Consider the following 16,592-nt stretch of genomic DNA (forward strand, 5'->3'; position numbering starts at 1 on the left):
GTGGGCATGGACGAAAGACTCTCAGCCTCTCAGCCGCCAGCCGTGCCTTTCGGGGCTGATGGGCGCATTTCGGGGCGCTCCGGCGAGCGCCTTTGCAAGGTCGGGTCCATGCGGACCGACGCTGGGCGCCATCAGCTTCGCCTGCTGCTGGCTGCATTGGCCTACCTTCTCATGATCACCATGCGCCGACTGGCCCTGCAAGGGCCCGGGTTGGCGCAGCCAGCACCGCAACGATTCGCATCAAACTGCTCAAGCCGAGGCAAGCGCCCTTTGCGAAGACGACGATTTCATGGCCTTGCGCAAGGCCACCGCGTCCTGGGCCTGCGCGGGCGCCGACACGTCGAGGCGGAACACGGCCACGGTCTCGGTGACGGACTGGGCCTGGCCCTGCAACTCCATGGCCGAAGCGGCGTTTTCCTCCACCAGCGCGGCGTTCTGCTGCGTGATGGTGTCGAGCTGCGCCACGGCGGCATTGACCTGCGAGATGCCGGTGAGCTGCTCGTTGGAGGCGTTGTGGATCTCGCCGATCAGGGTGTTCACGCGGCGCACCAGTTCGAGCGATTCGCTCATGGTCTTTTGCGCCATATCGGTCTTGTGGTGGCCCTCTTCCACCTTGGTGGCCGAGTCATCGATGAGCTGGCGGATCTCCTTGGCGGCCGACAGCGTGCGGTGCGAGAGGCTGCGCACCTCGGAGGCCACCACCGCGAAGCCGCGCCCCTGATCGCCCGCGCGCGCAGCTTCGACGGCCGCGTTGAGCGCCAGGATGTTGGTCTGGAATGCGATGCTGTCGATGAGCTGGGTGATCTCACCGATGCGCCCCGAGGCGGTCTGGATCTGCTTCATGGTCTCGGCCACGCCATCGACGGCTTCGTTGCTGCGCTCGGCCACCGAGGTCGCCTGCGTGGCCAGCACCGTGGCCTGGCGTGCCGATTCGGCCGTGTGCTTGACGGTGCCGGTGATCTCCTCCATCGAGGCCGCCGTCTGCTGCAGGTTGCTGGCCTGGGTCTCGGTGCGCGAGGACAGATCCTGGTTGCCCTGGGCGATCTCGCGCGTGGAGACCTGCATGCGCTCGCTCTCCTGGCGCGCATCGCGCACGATGGACAGCAGGTTCACGTTGAGCTGCGACAGCGCCTTCTGCAGGTTGCCCACGGTGTCGTCGCGCGAGACCTCGATCTTCTGCGTGAGGTCGCCCGCCGCCATGCGGTTGGCCCAGCCCAGCATCTGGAACAGCGGCGCCACCGAGGCACTGTGCAGGTACCAGGCCATGCCGATGGCCAGGGCCAGCACGCCGGCCCAGGCCAGGCCCGAGCCGAACGTGAAATCATGCCCGCCCAGGTCCGCCGCACCCCAGGCCGCGAGCACCAGGACCAGCAGGCACATGCACATCTTGCCCAGGGGCCCGAGCTTGAAGCGGGCTGCCAGCGCCCCCCAGGGCGTGTTCTTCACCACGCGCCCGTTGCGCAGCACGTGCACCAGGCTGCCGCGCTCCTTCTCGGCACGCATGGTGGCGTAGAGCCGGTCGGCGGCCTGGATCTGCTCGCGCGTGGCCTCGGTGCGCACCGACATGTAGCCCGTGGGGTGGTCGCCCTGCATCAGCGGCGTGACGTTGGCCATCACCCAGTAGAAGCTGCCGTCCTTGCGCCGGTTCTTGACCGCGGCCGACCACGGGTGGCCGTTGCCGATGGTCTCCCACATGTCGCGGAAGGCCTCCTCGGGCATCTCCGGGTGTCGGATCATGTTGTGGGGCTGGCCCAGGAGTTCCTCTTTCTCGTAGCCGCTGACCTCGATGAACATCGGGTTGCAATACAGGATGCGGCCCTTGAGGTCGGTCGTGGACACCAGGGTTTCGCCTTTGGGAAAAATGTACTCTTGGGTACTGACCGGCAGATTCACTCGCATTGGATTCCCTCCAAGGATGGCATCTCGTCTCCGCACGGCAGGGCTGGCAGAGCCCTGGCGGTAAAAACATCCTATGGGCATTGCCCCGGCCATGCAAACAACTTTTCGCCACCTGGACCATCCCGCGCGTGGTGCACGCCTGGCAGGCCGGCGGGCGCACCACCGTGCCCCCCGCACCACGATGGCCGCATCCGCCCGGAAGCACATCAAAATCCATAGCACCAGAATCAACAAGGCCCTTCGACTGGCGGCGGCAGGGCCCTTTCCGAAAGATGCACCACCATTGGCATACGCCTTGCTTGATCTGGTGCACGGCTGAAGCAGGCCGTTTGTGTTGGCCGGTGCAAGGACGCACCAGACGAAGCGACACAGGAAGCAGGCGTCCCCATGGAGAAGCGTTGGCTGCAAGGCCGGCGTGCATCCGTGTGGGCGCCTTTTTTGTTTTGCCCGTCGCCCAGCCTGCCCCCGCGGCCACGGCACCTGACAGCAGCACCACAGCCGCCGGATGCCGCCCATTCCACACGAGACAGACCTCCAGGCTCCAATTCCGCGACTTCCTCCTAGTCGGACAGCAGGGTGCGCACCGTGGTCTGCGCCGCCTCGGGCCCATTGCCAGCTGCGCCCACGCCGTCGGCAATGGCGGCGATGGCGCCGCGCGCGGGTTCGCGCCCGCGCCGCTCCACCCGCGCCGCGAAGTTCTCGTTGCCGTTCTCGCGTCCGGCTTCGGAGACACCGCCGAAATCGAGTTCACAGCCCATGCACCACCGGCAAGCACCTTTCATGCCCCAGCTGGTGCAGCGACGTTAGCCCAGGCACCCCACCAAGACAAGCCGGCCACCATCGCCCCACCACGGTGCAGTGCAACATGGTGGATGCGGCACCAGCCAGGGGCATTGCACAGGAGCACCGGTGAAGCCCCATGCCCCGCAGCAGGGCGGCCTGCTTGGCATAGGTATTGCTAATTCCCAGTACGGCCCGAGCGGGCCACGCAGACCCACGGCGCAATGGCGCGCCCGGGTGCTGCAAGGACGAAGGCGTCCCCACATGCGGTTTCGAGCGTTTTTCCTCGAAGCAGCATCGTGCGGACGCCTTTTTTGTTTTTGTCTTTCCGATGTGCGTTGGGGGCTGCGATGGCAAGGAAGTCCAGGCTGGTGATGGTGGGCAATGGCATGGCCGGTGTGCGCACGCTGGAAGAGCTGCTCAAGATCGCCCCGGACCTCTACGACATCACGGTGTTCGGCGCAGAGCCGCACCCCAACTACAACCGCATCCTGCTGTCGCCCGTGCTCGCGGGTGAGCAGACCATCGACGAGATCATCCTCAACGACTGGTCCTGGTACGAAGACCACCACATCACCCTGCACACCGGCTTCACCGTGACCGAGGTGGACCGTGTGCGCCGCATCGTGCATGCCACCAGCGCGACCGGCGAGACCATCAGCACCGAGTACGACCGCCTGATCCTGGCCACGGGCTCCAACCCCTTCATCCTGCCCGTGCCGGGCAAGGACCTCGACGGTGTGCTCGCCTACCGCGATATTGCCGACACCGAGGCCATGATCGCCGCCGCGGCCACCTACCGCCATGCGGTGGTGATCGGCGGCGGCCTGCTGGGGCTGGAGGTGGCCAACGGCCTGGTCAAGCGCGGCATGCAGGTGAGCGTGGTGCATGTGGGCAACACGCTCATGGAGCGCCAGCTCGACGCGGTGGCGGGCCGCATGCTGCAGCAGTCGCTGCAGGAGCGCGGCATGCAGTTTCTGCTCAACGCCCAGACCGCAGAGCTGGTCGGCGGCCCCGAGGGCCGTGTGAGCGCCGTGAAGTTCAAGGACGGCAGCGAAGTGCCCGCCGACCTGGTGGTGATGGCCGTGGGCATACGCCCCAACACGGCACTGGCCGAGAAGATGCGCCTGCACGTGAACCGGGGCATCGTGGTCAGCGACACGCTGCAGACCATCACCGACGCGCGCATCTACGCCGTGGGCGAGTGCGCCGCGCACCGGGGCATCGCCTACGGCCTGGTGGCACCGTTGTTCGAGCAGGGCAAGGTGCTGGCCAACCACCTGGCGGAGCTGGGCATCGACCGCTACCAGGGCTCGCTCACGTCGACCAAGCTCAAGGTGACCGGCATCGACCTGTTCAGCGCCGGCGACTTCCAGGGCGGCGAAGGCACCGAGGAGATCGTGCTGAGCGACCCGGTGGCCGGCTCGTACAAGAAGCTGGTGATCAAGGACGACAAGCTCGTGGGCGCCTGCCTGTACGGCGACACCGTGGACGGCAGCTGGTACTTCGAGCTGCTGCGCGAGGGCCGCACGGTGGATGAGATCCGCGGCCAGCTGATGTTCGGCCCTGCCGCCACCGAATGAACCCCATTGCAGCCATGACGACCCGAAAAAACACCCCCATGACCACCACGATCTCCCCATCGCCCGCCCTGCACCGCAGGGCCTTGCTGCTCAAGGCCGGTGCCGCAGCAGGAGCCGCCACCGTGGCCGGCACGCTGGCCCTGGTCTCGCGGCCGGCCCGGGCCCAGGTGGCCAACCTCAACGACGCCATCAACAAGGCCGGGCGCCAGCGCATGCTGAGCCAGCGCATGGGCAAGGCCTGGCTGGCCCTGGCGCACAAGGTGCAGGAGCCCGCCGCGCGCCAGGTACTGGAGCAGTCGGTGGCGCTGTTCGATCGCCAGCTGGCAGAACTGAAAACCTACGCACCCAACCCCGGCATCCGCGACACCTATGGCCAGCTCGACGGCGCCTGGGCTGCGCACAAGGCCACGCTGCTCACCGGCACACCGGCGCTGGCTGGGGCAACGGCGATGCTGCAAGCCGACGCCAAGGTGCTGGCCCTGGCGCACCAGGGCACGGTGCAGTACGAGTCGGCCTCGGGCAAGCCCGTGGGGCACCTGGTCAACGTGGCCGGCCGCCAGCGCATGCTGAGCCAGCGCATGGCCAAGTTCTATCTGGCGGCGCAGTTGCCGGTGGATGCGGCTGTTGCCACGGCGGAGATTGCCAAGGCGCGCACGGAGTTCATCGCGGCGACGGAGGTGTTGCGCAAGGCTCCTGAGGCCAATGAGCGGATTCGGCAGGAGTTGCTGCTGGCGGATGGGCAGTGGGTGTTCTTTGATGCGGCTTTGAAGCGCATGCAATCCGGCGGGGCTGTCGGGAATACCGGGCGGCAGGTGTCGGATGTGTTTGTGGCGAGTGAGAATTTGTTGTCGAGCATGGATCGGGTGACTGGTCTTTATGCTGCTCTGGCTGGGTGATATCGTGGTCTGTGGTTGCTTCATCTCTTGTGCCGAGGGCGGAGGCCGGGTCTCGGCCCGGCGGCCGAGGTACTTGTTCTTTGCTTCGCCAAAGAAAAGTACCCAAAAGAAAGGCGACCCTGCTGGCCGTGTCCCCCTCGCCGGTGGCGAGGGGGCAACCTGCGATGCTCGGTCCTGGGGTGTGCCGCAGAACTCGCTGCGTTCTTCGAACTCCGCTCAAACAGCTGCGGCAAGTCAGACAACGAGGCGCGTGTCCTGCGGCACGCGCTCACCCCAGGCCCTGCGCTTCTCGGCACGTCCAGAAGGGATTGGGGGCCCCACACGGGCCATTGCTTCGCTCGGCCCGATTTGCCTCGCTGCGCTTCGGCCTGTCGGCAGCGCGAAGCGCGTGACCAACACCCGGCGCAGCTGCGAAGCAGCAGCCGTCTTTGAACCCGATCCCCACCCCTGCTGGCTGCGCCGAGAAGCGCAGGAGCTGGGGTGGGCGTGTGTGCCGAAGGACACACACGCTTCGTGGTCTAGCTTGCCGCAGCTGTTTGAGCGGAGTTCGAAGAACGCGGCGAGTTCTGCGGCACCACCCCAGGTCCGAGCCTCGCAGGTTGCCCCCTTCGCCCATCGGGCGAAGGGGGACGCAGACTGGGGGTCGACTTTTCTTTGGTGACTTTCTTTTGGCGAAGCAAAAGAAAGTTACTGCGCCGCCGGGCGCACATCCCGGCCCCCCGCCCCAAAAACAAGCACGCCGCCACCACGAGAAGAACATGAAAGAAACCAAATCCACCTGCCCCTACTGCGGCGTAGGCTGCGGCGTGATCATCGAATCCCAAGGCGCGCAAATCACAGGCGTACGCGGCGACCCCACGCACCCCGCCAACTTCGGCCGCCTGTGCACCAAAGGCTCCACCCTGCACCTGACTGCAGCGAGCCCCGTCACCCTGCAAACCCGCCTCCTCCACCCCCGGCACCGTGCCCAGCGTGGCGCACAGGCCCTGCCCGTCACCTGGGATGCCGCACTGGACATGGCGGCGCAAAAATTCGCCGACACCATCGAACAGCATGGCCCTGACTCCGTAGGCTTCTACGTCAGCGGCCAGCTCCTGACCGAGGACTACTACGTCTTCAACAAGCTGGCCAAGGGCCTGATCGGCACCAACAACATCGACACCAACTCGCGCCTGTGCATGAGCAGCGCCGTGGCCGGCTACAAGGCCACGCTGGGGGCCGATGCGCCGCCCGCCTGCTACGACGACGTGAAGCATGCGCAGTGCCTGTTCTTCGTGGGCAGCAATGCGGCCTGGGCGCACCCCATCCTGTTCCGGCGCATCGAGGATGCGCGCGCGGCCAACCCGGGCATGAAGGTCATCGTCGCCGACCCGCGCCGCACCGACACCGCGGGCATGGCCGACCTGTTCCTGCCGATCCAGCCGGGCAGCGACGTGATGCTGTTCAACGGCATGCTGCACCTCATGCTGCGCGAGGGCTGGGTGGATGCCGCCTACATCGGCGCGCACACCACCGGCTTCGATGCGCTGAAAGCACTGGTTGCCAACTGCACGCCCGAGCGCGTGAGCGCCGTGTGCGGCATCCCCGAGGCCGACCTGGCCACGGCGGCGCAATGGTTCGCCACCTCCAGGGCCACGCTCAGCCTGTACTGCCAGGGCCTGAACCAGAGCACCAGCGGCACGGCCAAGAACGCCGCGCTGATCAACCTGCACCTGGCCACGGCGCAGATCGGCAAACCGGGCGCGGGCCCGTTCTCGCTGACCGGCCAGCCCAATGCCATGGGCGGGCGCGAGGTGGGTGGCCTGGCCAACCTGCTGAGCGCGCACCGCGACCTGGCCAACCCCGCGCACCGCGCCGAAGTGGCTGCGCTGTGGGGCATTGCCGACGTGCCGGCGCGCCCCGGCAAGACGGCGGTGGAGATGTTCCAGGCCGCCGCCGACGGCGAGATCCGCGCGCTGTGGATCGCCTGCACCAACCCCGCGCAGAGCATGCCCGACCAGGCCACCGTGCGGCGTGCGCTGGAGCGCGCGGAGTTCGTTGTCGTGCAGGAGGCCTTTGCCACCACGGCCACCGCGCAGTACGCCGACCTGCTGCTGCCCGCCACCACCTGGGGCGAGAAGGTTGGCACCGTGACCAACAGCGAACGTCGCATCTCGCGCGTGCGCACTGCGGTGCCGGCGCCTGGGCAGACGCGCCACGACTGGGCCATTGCGGTGCAGTTCGCGCAGCAACTGGAGGCGCGGCTGCGCCCTGGCGCACCCAGCCTGTTTCCCTACACCACCGATGATGCCGATGCCGGCGCCGAGGCCGTGTGGAACGAGCACCGCGAAAGCACGCGCGGACGCGACCTCGATATCACCGGCCTGTCGTGGGCGATGCTCGAGGCCAACGGCCCGCAGCAGTGGCCGCTGCCCTAAGGCACGGCCAGCGGCAAGGTGCGCCTGTACGAAGACGGCATCTACCCCACGCCCGACGGGCGTGCGCGCTTTGCCGCCCATGCCTGGCAGCCCGTGGCCGAGCCGCGCGAGTCGCGCTACCCTTTCAGCCTGACCACCGGCCGCCTGCGCGACCAGTGGCATGGCATGAGCCGCACCGGCACGCTGGGCCGGCTGTTCGGCCATGTGGCCGAGCCCTCGGTGCAGATGCACCCGGACGACATGGAGCAGCGCCAGTTGCGCACAGGCGACCTGGTGCATGTCACCAGCAAGCGCGGCTCCATCGTGGTGCCTGTGCAGGCCGATGGCACCATCGGCCGGTCGCAGGCCTTCATGGCCATGCACTGGGGCAGCGAATACCTCAGCGGCCAGTCGTCCACGGGCGAGCGGCTCTCGGGCGTGAATGCGCTGACCACATCCGCCTACTGCCCCACGTCCAAGCAGCCCGAGCTCAAGCACGCGGCCGTGAAGATCCTCAAGGCCGAGATGCCCTGGACGCTGCTGGCCCTGGCCTGGCTGCCCGGCGACCAGGCCCTGGCCGTGCGCGAGGCCCTGGCGGCGCTGATGGAGGAATTTCCGTTCGCCAGCTGCGTGCCCTTCAGCAACAACACCCCGCTATCGGAGCCGGACCGCGAGCGCAGCGGCGTGCTGCTGCGCGCCGCTGCGCACGAGGCGCCGCCCGATGCCACCCTCGAGCGCATCGAGGCCCTGCTGGGCCTGGCCGGCAGCGACACCGTGCGCTACGCCGACAGAAAACGCGGCCAGCGCCGCGCGGCCCGCCTGGCCCGGCGTGGCGATGGTGCCAGCACGCTGGAAGCCATCGTGCTCGCGGGCGACACCAGTGCCCAGGGCTGGATCAAGACCCTGCTGCAGGAAGAACTGCCCGCACAGACCTACGGCCGCCTGCTGCTGGTGCCCAGCGCCAAGGCCCCGGTGGCGGTGCAGTCGCGCGGCAAGACCGTGTGCACCTGCTTCAACGTCACCGACGCGGCCATTACCGGCCAGCTGGCGCAGTGCCACGGCACCGACGACGAGCGCCTGGCCCAGTTGCAGGGCGCGCTGCGCTGCGGCACCAACTGCGGCTCGTGCCTGCCCGAGCTCAAGCGCATGGTGCGCGCCACAGGCCCCCTGGCCACCAAGTCTGCGACCACCATCGCCATAGCCGCCATATAACCAAAAGTTCGCTGGGTTGCGAGAAAATACCCAGCCCCACTCCAAAGAGCCATCTGCCACCACCATGGGCATCAGCCAGTACATCAATGAAATCGGCCGCGGCCCCCGCGGTGCCAAGCCGCTCACGCGCGAGCAGGCCACGGACCTGTTCGGCCAGGTGCTGGACGGCACGGTGACCGACCTGGAGATCGGTGCCTTCTGCCTGGCCATGCGCATCAAGGGCGAGACGGCAGAGGAGATGTGCGGCTTCCTCGATGCCACGCACGCCCGCATGGCCCTGCTGCCGGCCGGCGAGCGCCCGCTGGTCGTACTGCCCAGCTACAACGGCGCGCGCAAGCTGCCCGTGCTGACCCCGCTGCTGGCCCTGCTGCTGGCGCGCGCGGGCCAGCCCGTGTTGCTGCACGGCATGCGCACCGAGGCACGGCGCATCCTGGCCTCCGACGTGCTGGAGGCCCTGGGCACGCCCGCACTTACCGCACCGCGCCAGGTCGCTGCCGGCGAGGTGGCTCACATCCACACGCAACTGCTGCACCCCGGGCTGGCACGGTTGCTGGCGGTGCGCGAGGCCGTGGGCCTGCGCAATGCCGGGCACAGCGCGGTGAAGCTCATGAACCCCTGCTCCGGCGCCGCCGTGGTGGTCACCAGCTACACGCACCCCGAGTACTTCGAGATGCTGCAAAACCCTTTCAGCGCCATGGGCATGAACGCCCTGCTCTCGCGCGGGCTCGAGGGCGAGGTGGCGGCCGATCCGCGCCGCACACCCCGTTACGACGCCTTCATCGGCGGGGTGCACCATGTGCTGCAGGAGCAGGAGCCCGGCACCGCGAGCGAGGTGCCCGGCCTGCCCACCGAGATCGACGTGGCCACCACCGCCGACTACACCCGCCGCGTGCTCGCGGGCGAGCTGCCCGTGCCCCCTGCGCTGGCGCGCCAGGTGGAACATATCTTGCACGTCACCGCTCAAACAGCCACACCCGCCCTGCCGGAGACACAGCCATGAACCGCCCCACGCATCCATCCCCGACGACCACCCCGCGCCCGCACCTGGGCACCGGTGGCTCCTGCACCCTGGTGGGCGCGGGGCCGGGCGATCCGGAGCTGCTCACGCTCAAGGCGCTCAAGGCCATCCAGGCTGCCACCGTGCTGCTGGTGGACGACCTGGTGAGCGATGCCATCGTGGCCTACGCTGCGCCCACGGCGCGCATCGTGCACGTGGGCAAGCGCGGCGGCTGCAAGAGCACGCCGCAGGCTTTCATCGAAAAGCTGATGCTGATGGCCGTGAACGAAGGCGAGAACGTGGTGCGCCTCAAGGGTGGCGACCCCTTCATCTTCGGCCGCGGCGGCGAAGAGGTGGAGCACCTGCGCGCGGCGGGCGTGCCGGTCACGGTGATCAACGGCCTCACCGCGGGCCTGGCAGGCCTGACCTCGCTGGGCGCACCGCTCACGCACCGCGAGCATGCCCACGGCGTGGTCTTCGTCACCGGCCATGCCAAGCCGGGTGATGCGGGCACCGACTGGCGCCAGTTGGCCGCCACGGCGCGCGACGCCAAGCTCACGCTGGTGATCTACATGGGCGTGAGCGGTGCGGCCACCATCGGCCAGGAACTGCTTACCGGCCTGCCGGCGGCCACGCCCGTGGCCATCATCCAGCACGCCAGCCTGCCGCAGCAGCGCCATGCCGTGACCACCCTCGGCGAGATGCACGCCACCATCGCGCGCGAGGGGCTGGCCAGCCCTTCCGTGATCGTGGTCGGCGACGTGGTGCAGGGCATCGCAGTAGCGGCCCTGCCGCAGCAGCCGGTGGGTTTGCGCGCCGCCTGAGCGCCCCCCTCTTCCAACCCTATTTCAGCAGACCCTTGCGAGTCCTTCGCAAGGCGTTTGCGCGCCTGTACACCAGGGCCTGCGGCACGCTACCGGGGCAAGAAGCAGGCCTTCACTGGCCCGGGTATTGCTTGTTGAACAGCGACAACCCGATGGCAACCACACAGGATCACACCATGGCCGCCTACCCTCTTTCCGCTGCCCGCAGCAACCTGCCCGTTCCCACCACCACCGCATCGCGCGATGGCGACATGTCCCTGGTCAACCTGGCGGCACGCCAGCGCATGCTGTCGCAGCGCATGGTGCTGCAGACCGTGCTGGCCACGCGCGGCAGCGGCCTGCACCTGAAGGCGGCACGCAGCTCGCTGGCGCTGTTCAGCGACAGCCATGCGCGGCTGGTGGACACGCCGCGCCACCTCGATGCGGCCATGGGCGAGCGCATCCGCACGACCTACCACGGCGCCACCGGTGTGGGCCCGACCATCGAGGCCTTCATGGAGCAGGTGGATCGCACCCTGGAGCTGGCCGAACGGCAGAGCCCCCGCGTGGAAGAAGCCCTGGCGCGGCTGGTGGAGATCACCGATGGCGCGCTCGAAGCACTGAACACGGCCACCACTGCCTTCGACCAGATCGGCAAGGCCAAATCCGAGACGCTGATGAAGGAGTTGGCGGGCATCGTCGCCTCCATCCAGACCGTGGCGCGCGAGGCCAAGGTAGTGAGCTTCAATGCCCAGGTGATGGCCGCGCGCGCGGGCCAGCATGGCCGCGAGTTCGCGGTGGTGGCCAATGTGCTCTCGGGCATCACCAACGAGATCGATGGACTGTCGCTGCAGGCCGTGTCGCTGGCAGGGCGCAACCGCTGAAGCGCGCCACGTTCAGACGTTGGTGAAGCCACCCTCTGGTGCCGGATGCGGGATCGACCAGCCGAAGTAGACCTCCACCTCGGTGATGCGGCCGTTGCGGGTGGTCACCACCTCGGTGTTGCGAAAGCGCCCGCCGCCCTCGCGCGTGCCCTCGTAGGTGACGAAAACGATGTGGCCCTGCTGGACCAGGTGAATGAACTGGAAGCCGCTGATGGCCTCGCTGTTGGGCCAGCAGCGCGCGAAGTAGGTGGCGCGGTCGATGCGGTTGTCGAGCGGGCTGGAGAAATGGAAGTCGTCGTCGAGCAGCGCCTCGATGGCCTCGCGGTCCTTGCGGACGTAGGCCTCGTAGCTGGCGCGCACCAGCGCTGTGGCATCGTTCATGGTGGCTTGTCTCCCCATCGGGCAGGAACGCGTGGGCGCCCCCAAAGATACAAGGCTACCCCTGCGCGCGCAGGGGCCTGTTAGCACATGTTCTCGGCCCGTTCGCCGGATGGGGGCTCAGGCGGCCACAGGGGCCGGCACGGGCGCACTGCGCGCCTGCTCAAAGCGAGCGGCCAATTCCTTGCGCAGGGTCTTGCGCATCACGGCGGCATCCCAGCGGCGGCGCTCGTCGGCGGTGGAAGGAGACAGCGCAGGCACCTGCACGGGCTTGCGCGCCTCGTCCACCGCCACCATGGTGAAGAAGCAACTGTTCACATGCCGCACCACCTGGGAGCGGATGTCCTCGGCCACCACCTTGATGCCGATCTCCATCGACGAGGAGCCGGTGTAGTTGACGCTGGCCAGGAAGGTCACCAGCTCGCCTACGTGGATGGGCTGCAGGAACATCACCTGGTCCACGCTCAGCGTGACCACGTAGCAGGCCGAGTAGCGGCTGGCGCACGAGTAGGCCACCTGGTCGAGCAGCTTGAGGATGGCGCCGCCGTGGACGTTGCCGGAAAAGTTGGCCATGTCGGGCGACATGAGCACGGTCATGCTCAGCTGGTGCGAGGGGATGTTCATGGACCCCGATTTTACGTGCGATGGCGGTTACACAAGGATGCACAAGGCCCCGCTACACTCGCGACACACAAAGCCAACACAAGCCTGGGCAATACGCCACGACCCGGGCGCAGAGGGGTAGAACATGCTCGAAATCGACAAGCTCAACGAATTCACCGAAAGCCATGGTGCGCTGCGCACCGGGCGCGGGCTGGTCTCGGGGGTGATTGCGCTCACGCTGGCCATCCTGTGCTTTCTGGGGGTACTGGCCTTCCATTTCCCCGAGTACCTGACCACGCCGCAACTGCGCAAGAGCTACGACGTGGCCGTGATCCGCTACATCATGCTGGCGGCCATGGCCATCGCAGGCGGCATCTCGCTGGTCAACATCATCTTCAACCGCTCGCGCTGGCTGGCCACCTTCGCCTTCGCCACCGTGGCGCTGGCCGCCATCCTGGGCGGGCACAAGGTGGAGGTGGACCCGAACTTCCCCGACAACACGCCCTACATCGGCCTGGACTGGTTCATCCTGGACCTGCTGGGCAGTTCGCTGATCTTCATCTTCGTCGAGAAGCTGTTCGCGCTGCGCAAGGACCAGCCCATCTTCCGCGAGGAGTGGCAGACCGACTTCCACCACTTCATCGTGAACCACATGGTGGTGGGCTTCGTGCTGCTGGCCACCAACCTGGTGGTGCACAAGTTCTTTGGCTGGGCAGCCAGCGACGGCGTGCGCGGCTGGGTCCAGGGGCTGAACTTCTGGGTGGCGCTGTTCCTCATCATCCTGGTGGCCGACCTGGTGCAGTACTGGACGCACCGCGCCTACCACGAGGTGCCCGTGCTGTGGCGCCTGCATGCCGTGCACCACAGCGTGAAGAGCATGGACTGGATGGCCGGCTCGCGCCAGCACATCCTGGAACTGCTGATCACCCGCACCCTGGTGCTGGCCCCCATCTACGTGCTGGGCTTTTCCAAGGAGGTGATCGACGCCTACATCGTGGTCGTGGGCTTCCAGGCTGTGTTCAACCATGCCAACGTGAGCGTGCGCCTGGGGCCGCTGCGCTATGTGCTGGTCACGCCCAACTTCCACCACTGGCACCACAGCCAGGACCAGGAGGCGCTGGACAAGAACTATGCGGCGCACTTCGCCTTCCTGGACTACCTGTTCGGCACCGCCGTGAAGAGCACCAAGCTCTGGCCCGAGAAGTACGGCGTACTGGGCGACTACGTGCCCAACGGCTTCATCAAGCAGTTCAAGTTTCCGTTCACCTGGAAGGGCTGAGCGCACCTCCGCCGGGTGCCTCCCGGCTTACAAATGAGGCGCAAAGCAACGCACCACCCCTTTCCACAGGGGCGTGCAGGCGCCTTGATTAAGAATGATTGTCATTTAAAAGTTACAATCAAGGCAATCAACCAGCCACGCCGTGCTCCCTCCCGTTGTTGCAGCGCTGCCAGCCAGTTACCTGCTTTCAAACTAGAGGAGTGCTCCATGTCCGTTTTCCGTAGGCAGCCCGTCTGCCGCCTGCACCCGTTGGCGCTGGCCGCCATCGCCACCGTCCTGGCGGGCGCAGCCCAGGCCCAGGATGCCGCGCCTGCAGCCGCTGGCGACCAGATCACCGCCCCCAAGGCCCTGGACAGCGTCACCGTGTCGGGCTCGCGCGAAAGCGCCTCCACGCGCCTGCAGCTGACCGCACGCGAAACGCCGCAGTCCACCACCACGGTGACGCGCGAGCAGATCGAGCGCCAGTCGCTGACCAGCATCGACGCCGTGCTGCGCAACGTGAACGGCGTGGCCGTGAGCTTCTATGACACGCAGCGCCCGCTGTACTACGCACGCGGTTTCCAGATCACCGACTTCCAGATCGACGGCCTGCCCTCGTACAGCAGCAGCACCAACCAGGAGTTCGACACCGCCCTGTACGAACGCATCGAGGTCGTGCGCGGGGCCAACGGCATCCTGACCGGCGTGGGCGTGCCCTCGGCCACCATCAACATGATACGCAAGCGCCCGCAGCGCGAGCTCGCGGCCTCGGTGGCGCTCACCGCCGGCTCGTGGAACCTGTACCGCGGCGAACTGGACATCAACGCCCCGCTGAACAAGGACGGCAGCGTGCGCAGCCGCCTGGTGCTCGCGCCGCAGAAGAAGGACAGCTTCCGCGACCGCTACTCCGAGGACAAGACCGCGCTGCTCGCCGCCATCGAGGCCGACGTCGGTTCGTCCACAGTGGTCACGCTGGGCTACCAGCGCCAGGCCAACGAGCCCAAGGCACCGATCTGGGGCACCATCCCCCGCTTTGCCGTGGACGGCTCGCCCATCGATCTGCCCACGTCCGTGAGCTTCTCTCCCCCCTGGACGCGCTGGGAGCGCACCTCGGGAACGCTGTACGCCACGCTGGAGCACCAGCTCAATGACGACTGGAGCGTGAAGGCGGCCCTGAACCACACCGAGGGCGATACCTTCAGCCTGCGCACCTATGGCTATGGCCGCACCGTCTCGCTGGCGCCCTTCATCAACCCCACCACGGGCGCCGGCACCACGCTGTACGCGGCCGTGGGTGGCGCCAGTGAAAAACAGGACACGGTGGATGCCTACCTGTCGGGGAAGTTCGACCTGGGTGGCCGCAAGCACGACCTGATGGTGGGCGTGAGCTCCACGCGCATCGCCACGCGCACCGATGGCTACAGCTCGGTGGCCAACTGGAGCTACGTGATCCCCAACATCTACACCTGGGACGGCAATGCGCCCGAGCCCGTGTACTCCAAGACCGGCGCCTGGCGCACCCAGATCACGCAGCAGACGGGGCTGTTCGCCTCGGCGCGCTGGCGCGTGGCCGAGCCGCTGTCGCTGCTCACCGGCGTGCGCCTGACCGACTGGCACCGCCACAACGACACCTATGGCACCACCGGCGCCTACGCTGGCAAGAGCGCCGTCCAGGACGAGAACCGCAAGGTCACGCCCTACGTCGGCGCGGTGTACGACATCACGCCCACGCTGTCGGCCTACGCCAGCTACACGCGCATCTTCAACCCGCAGAACTACAAGGACCGCAACAACAACCCGTTGTCGCCCGTCATCGGCAGCAATGCCGAGGCCGGTCTGAAGGCCGAGCTGCTGGACCGCCGCATCCAGGCGCACTTCGCGGTGTTCCAGACCAAGCAGGACAACTACGGCGTGCGCGATGGTGCCATCACCACGCCGCTGCCCGACGGCACCCTGCCCTATGTGGCGGTCAACGGCACCAGGTCCACCGGTTTCGAGCTGGAGTTCGCGGGCATGGCCACCAACCAGTGGCGCGTGAGCGCGGGCCTCACGCGCGCCAAGGTCACGCGGGCACCCACGGACCTGATCTACGCCAACCTGCCCGAGTACCTGCTGCAGCTGGGCACGGACTACCAGTTCGCGGGCGCGCTGGCCCCGCTGTCGGTGGGTGGCAACCTGGTCTGGCAAAGCTCGGTCGAAGGCTTCAACATCCCGCACCCGAGCGGTACGGTGACCGTGAAGCAGTCGCCCACGGCCATCCTGGGACTGCGCGCCTCCTGGAAGTTCAGCCCCAAGCTAAGCGCCACCCTGGCCGTCAACAACGTGACGAACAAGAAGTACTGGGCCAACCTGGACTACGGCAACTACAGCGACCCCCGCAACGTGAGCTTAACAATGCGCGCTGCATTCTGATCCAGGCCGGCATGCGCAGCACCGCCGAGCCCGGCCACCCCGCCGGCCGCTGGTACACCAGTCACCATGCGTGGCTGGTGGGCTGGCTGCAGCGCAGGATGGGCTGCCCGCACGGTGCCGCGGACCTGGCGCAGGACACCTTCCTGCGCGTGCTCACGGCGCGCGAAGTGGAGCAGGTGGCGGAGCCCTGTGCCTTCCTGACCACGCTGGCCAAGCGGGTGCTGTTCACCCATTGGCGCCGGCGCGAGCTGGAGCAGGCCTATCTGCAGGCGCTGGCCGAACTACCGCTGGCCACGGCGCCTTCGGTAGAGGACATGGCGTTGCTGCACGAAGCGTTGCAAGCCATCGACCAGCGCCTGGCCGGCCTGCCCGCCAAGGTGAAGCAGGCCTTTCTGCTGCACCGCATCGACGGGCTGACGCATGTGCAGATCGCCGCGGAGATGAGCGTTTCGGTGGCCAGCGTGGAGCGCTATGTGAAGCAGGCCTACCTG

General features: G+C 67.5%; 11 protein-coding genes and 2 pseudogenes. 9 read left to right on the top strand and 4 right to left on the bottom strand.

Annotation, left to right across the window (positions count from 1 at the left end; genetic code table 11):
- Positions 1-249 precede the first annotated feature (249 nt).
- Together ACK59X_RS09380 and ACK59X_RS09385 are read right to left on the bottom strand one after the other, a co-directional pair.
- Entirely contained in the window at positions 250-1,899 is a 1,650-nt protein-coding gene (locus tag ACK59X_RS09380; RefSeq protein WP_409956770.1) for a methyl-accepting chemotaxis protein, read from the bottom strand.
- 560 nt (positions 1,900-2,459) lie between these two features.
- Positions 2,460-2,657, bottom strand: a complete 198-nt coding sequence (locus tag ACK59X_RS09385; RefSeq protein WP_409956772.1) for a hypothetical protein — start codon at positions 2,655-2,657, stop codon at positions 2,460-2,462.
- A gap of 372 nt (positions 2,658-3,029) precedes the next feature.
- Between ACK59X_RS09385 and ACK59X_RS09390 the strand changes: the two are divergent.
- The 6 genes and pseudogenes from ACK59X_RS09390 to ACK59X_RS09415 form a co-directional block, all read left to right on the top strand.
- Positions 3,030-4,244, top strand: a pseudogene (locus tag ACK59X_RS09390) (NAD(P)/FAD-dependent oxidoreductase); the annotation flags it as partial.
- A gap of 56 nt (positions 4,245-4,300) precedes the next feature.
- Positions 4,301-5,158 (top strand): type IV pili methyl-accepting chemotaxis transducer N-terminal domain-containing protein, encoded by an 858-nt coding sequence (locus ACK59X_RS09395; RefSeq protein WP_409956774.1) that lies wholly within the window; start codon positions 4,301-4,303, stop codon positions 5,156-5,158.
- Positions 5,159-5,916: 758 nt separating this feature from the next.
- Positions 5,917-8,766 (top strand): annotated as a pseudogene (locus ACK59X_RS09400) (molybdopterin-dependent oxidoreductase).
- Positions 8,767-8,830: 64 nt separating this feature from the next.
- A complete protein-coding gene (ybiB, locus tag ACK59X_RS09405; protein ID WP_409956776.1) occupies positions 8,831-9,766 on the top strand; it encodes a DNA-binding protein YbiB in 936 nt (311 codons plus the stop codon).
- Positions 9,763-10,587, top strand: coding sequence for a uroporphyrinogen-III C-methyltransferase (gene cobA, locus ACK59X_RS09410; RefSeq protein WP_409956778.1), 825 nt, complete (start codon positions 9,763-9,765; stop codon positions 10,585-10,587). The genes ybiB and cobA overlap by 4 nt, the downstream gene beginning before the upstream one ends.
- Before the next feature lie 176 nt (positions 10,588-10,763).
- Positions 10,764-11,450: a type IV pili methyl-accepting chemotaxis transducer N-terminal domain-containing protein gene (locus ACK59X_RS09415; protein WP_409956780.1), complete on the top strand. Its 687-nt coding sequence runs from the start codon at positions 10,764-10,766 to the stop codon at positions 11,448-11,450.
- A gap of 12 nt (positions 11,451-11,462) precedes the next feature.
- Here the strand turns inward: ACK59X_RS09415 and ACK59X_RS09420 are convergent, their stop codons facing one another.
- Both ACK59X_RS09420 and ACK59X_RS09425 read right to left on the bottom strand, forming a co-directional pair.
- Positions 11,463-11,831, bottom strand: a complete 369-nt coding sequence (locus ACK59X_RS09420; protein ID WP_409956781.1) for a nuclear transport factor 2 family protein — start codon at positions 11,829-11,831, stop codon at positions 11,463-11,465.
- A gap of 117 nt (positions 11,832-11,948) precedes the next feature.
- On the bottom strand, positions 11,949-12,452 hold the full coding sequence (locus ACK59X_RS09425; RefSeq protein WP_409956783.1) for an acyl-CoA thioesterase: 504 nt from the start codon (positions 12,450-12,452) through the stop codon (positions 11,949-11,951).
- Positions 12,453-12,576: 124 nt separating this feature from the next.
- Here ACK59X_RS09425 and ACK59X_RS09430 point away from each other — a divergent pair, with 124 nt between their 5' ends.
- The 3 genes from ACK59X_RS09430 to ACK59X_RS09440 all read left to right on the top strand — a co-directional run.
- Positions 12,577-13,710 (top strand): sterol desaturase family protein, encoded by a 1,134-nt coding sequence (locus tag ACK59X_RS09430; RefSeq protein ID WP_409956785.1) that lies wholly within the window; start codon positions 12,577-12,579, stop codon positions 13,708-13,710.
- A 207-nt stretch (positions 13,711-13,917) separates the two neighbouring features.
- Positions 13,918-16,101 (top strand): TonB-dependent siderophore receptor, encoded by a 2,184-nt coding sequence (locus ACK59X_RS09435; RefSeq protein WP_409956786.1) that lies wholly within the window; start codon positions 13,918-13,920, stop codon positions 16,099-16,101.
- Positions 16,102-16,112: 11 nt separating this feature from the next.
- Positions 16,113-16,592: sigma-70 family RNA polymerase sigma factor (locus ACK59X_RS09440; RefSeq protein WP_409956788.1), on the top strand; the 480-nt coding region annotated here is incomplete at its 3' end.

Origin of the sequence: Acidovorax sp., from assembly GCF_046339755.1 — a bacterium.
GTDB lineage: Bacteria > Pseudomonadota > Gammaproteobacteria > Burkholderiales > Burkholderiaceae_C > Acidovorax.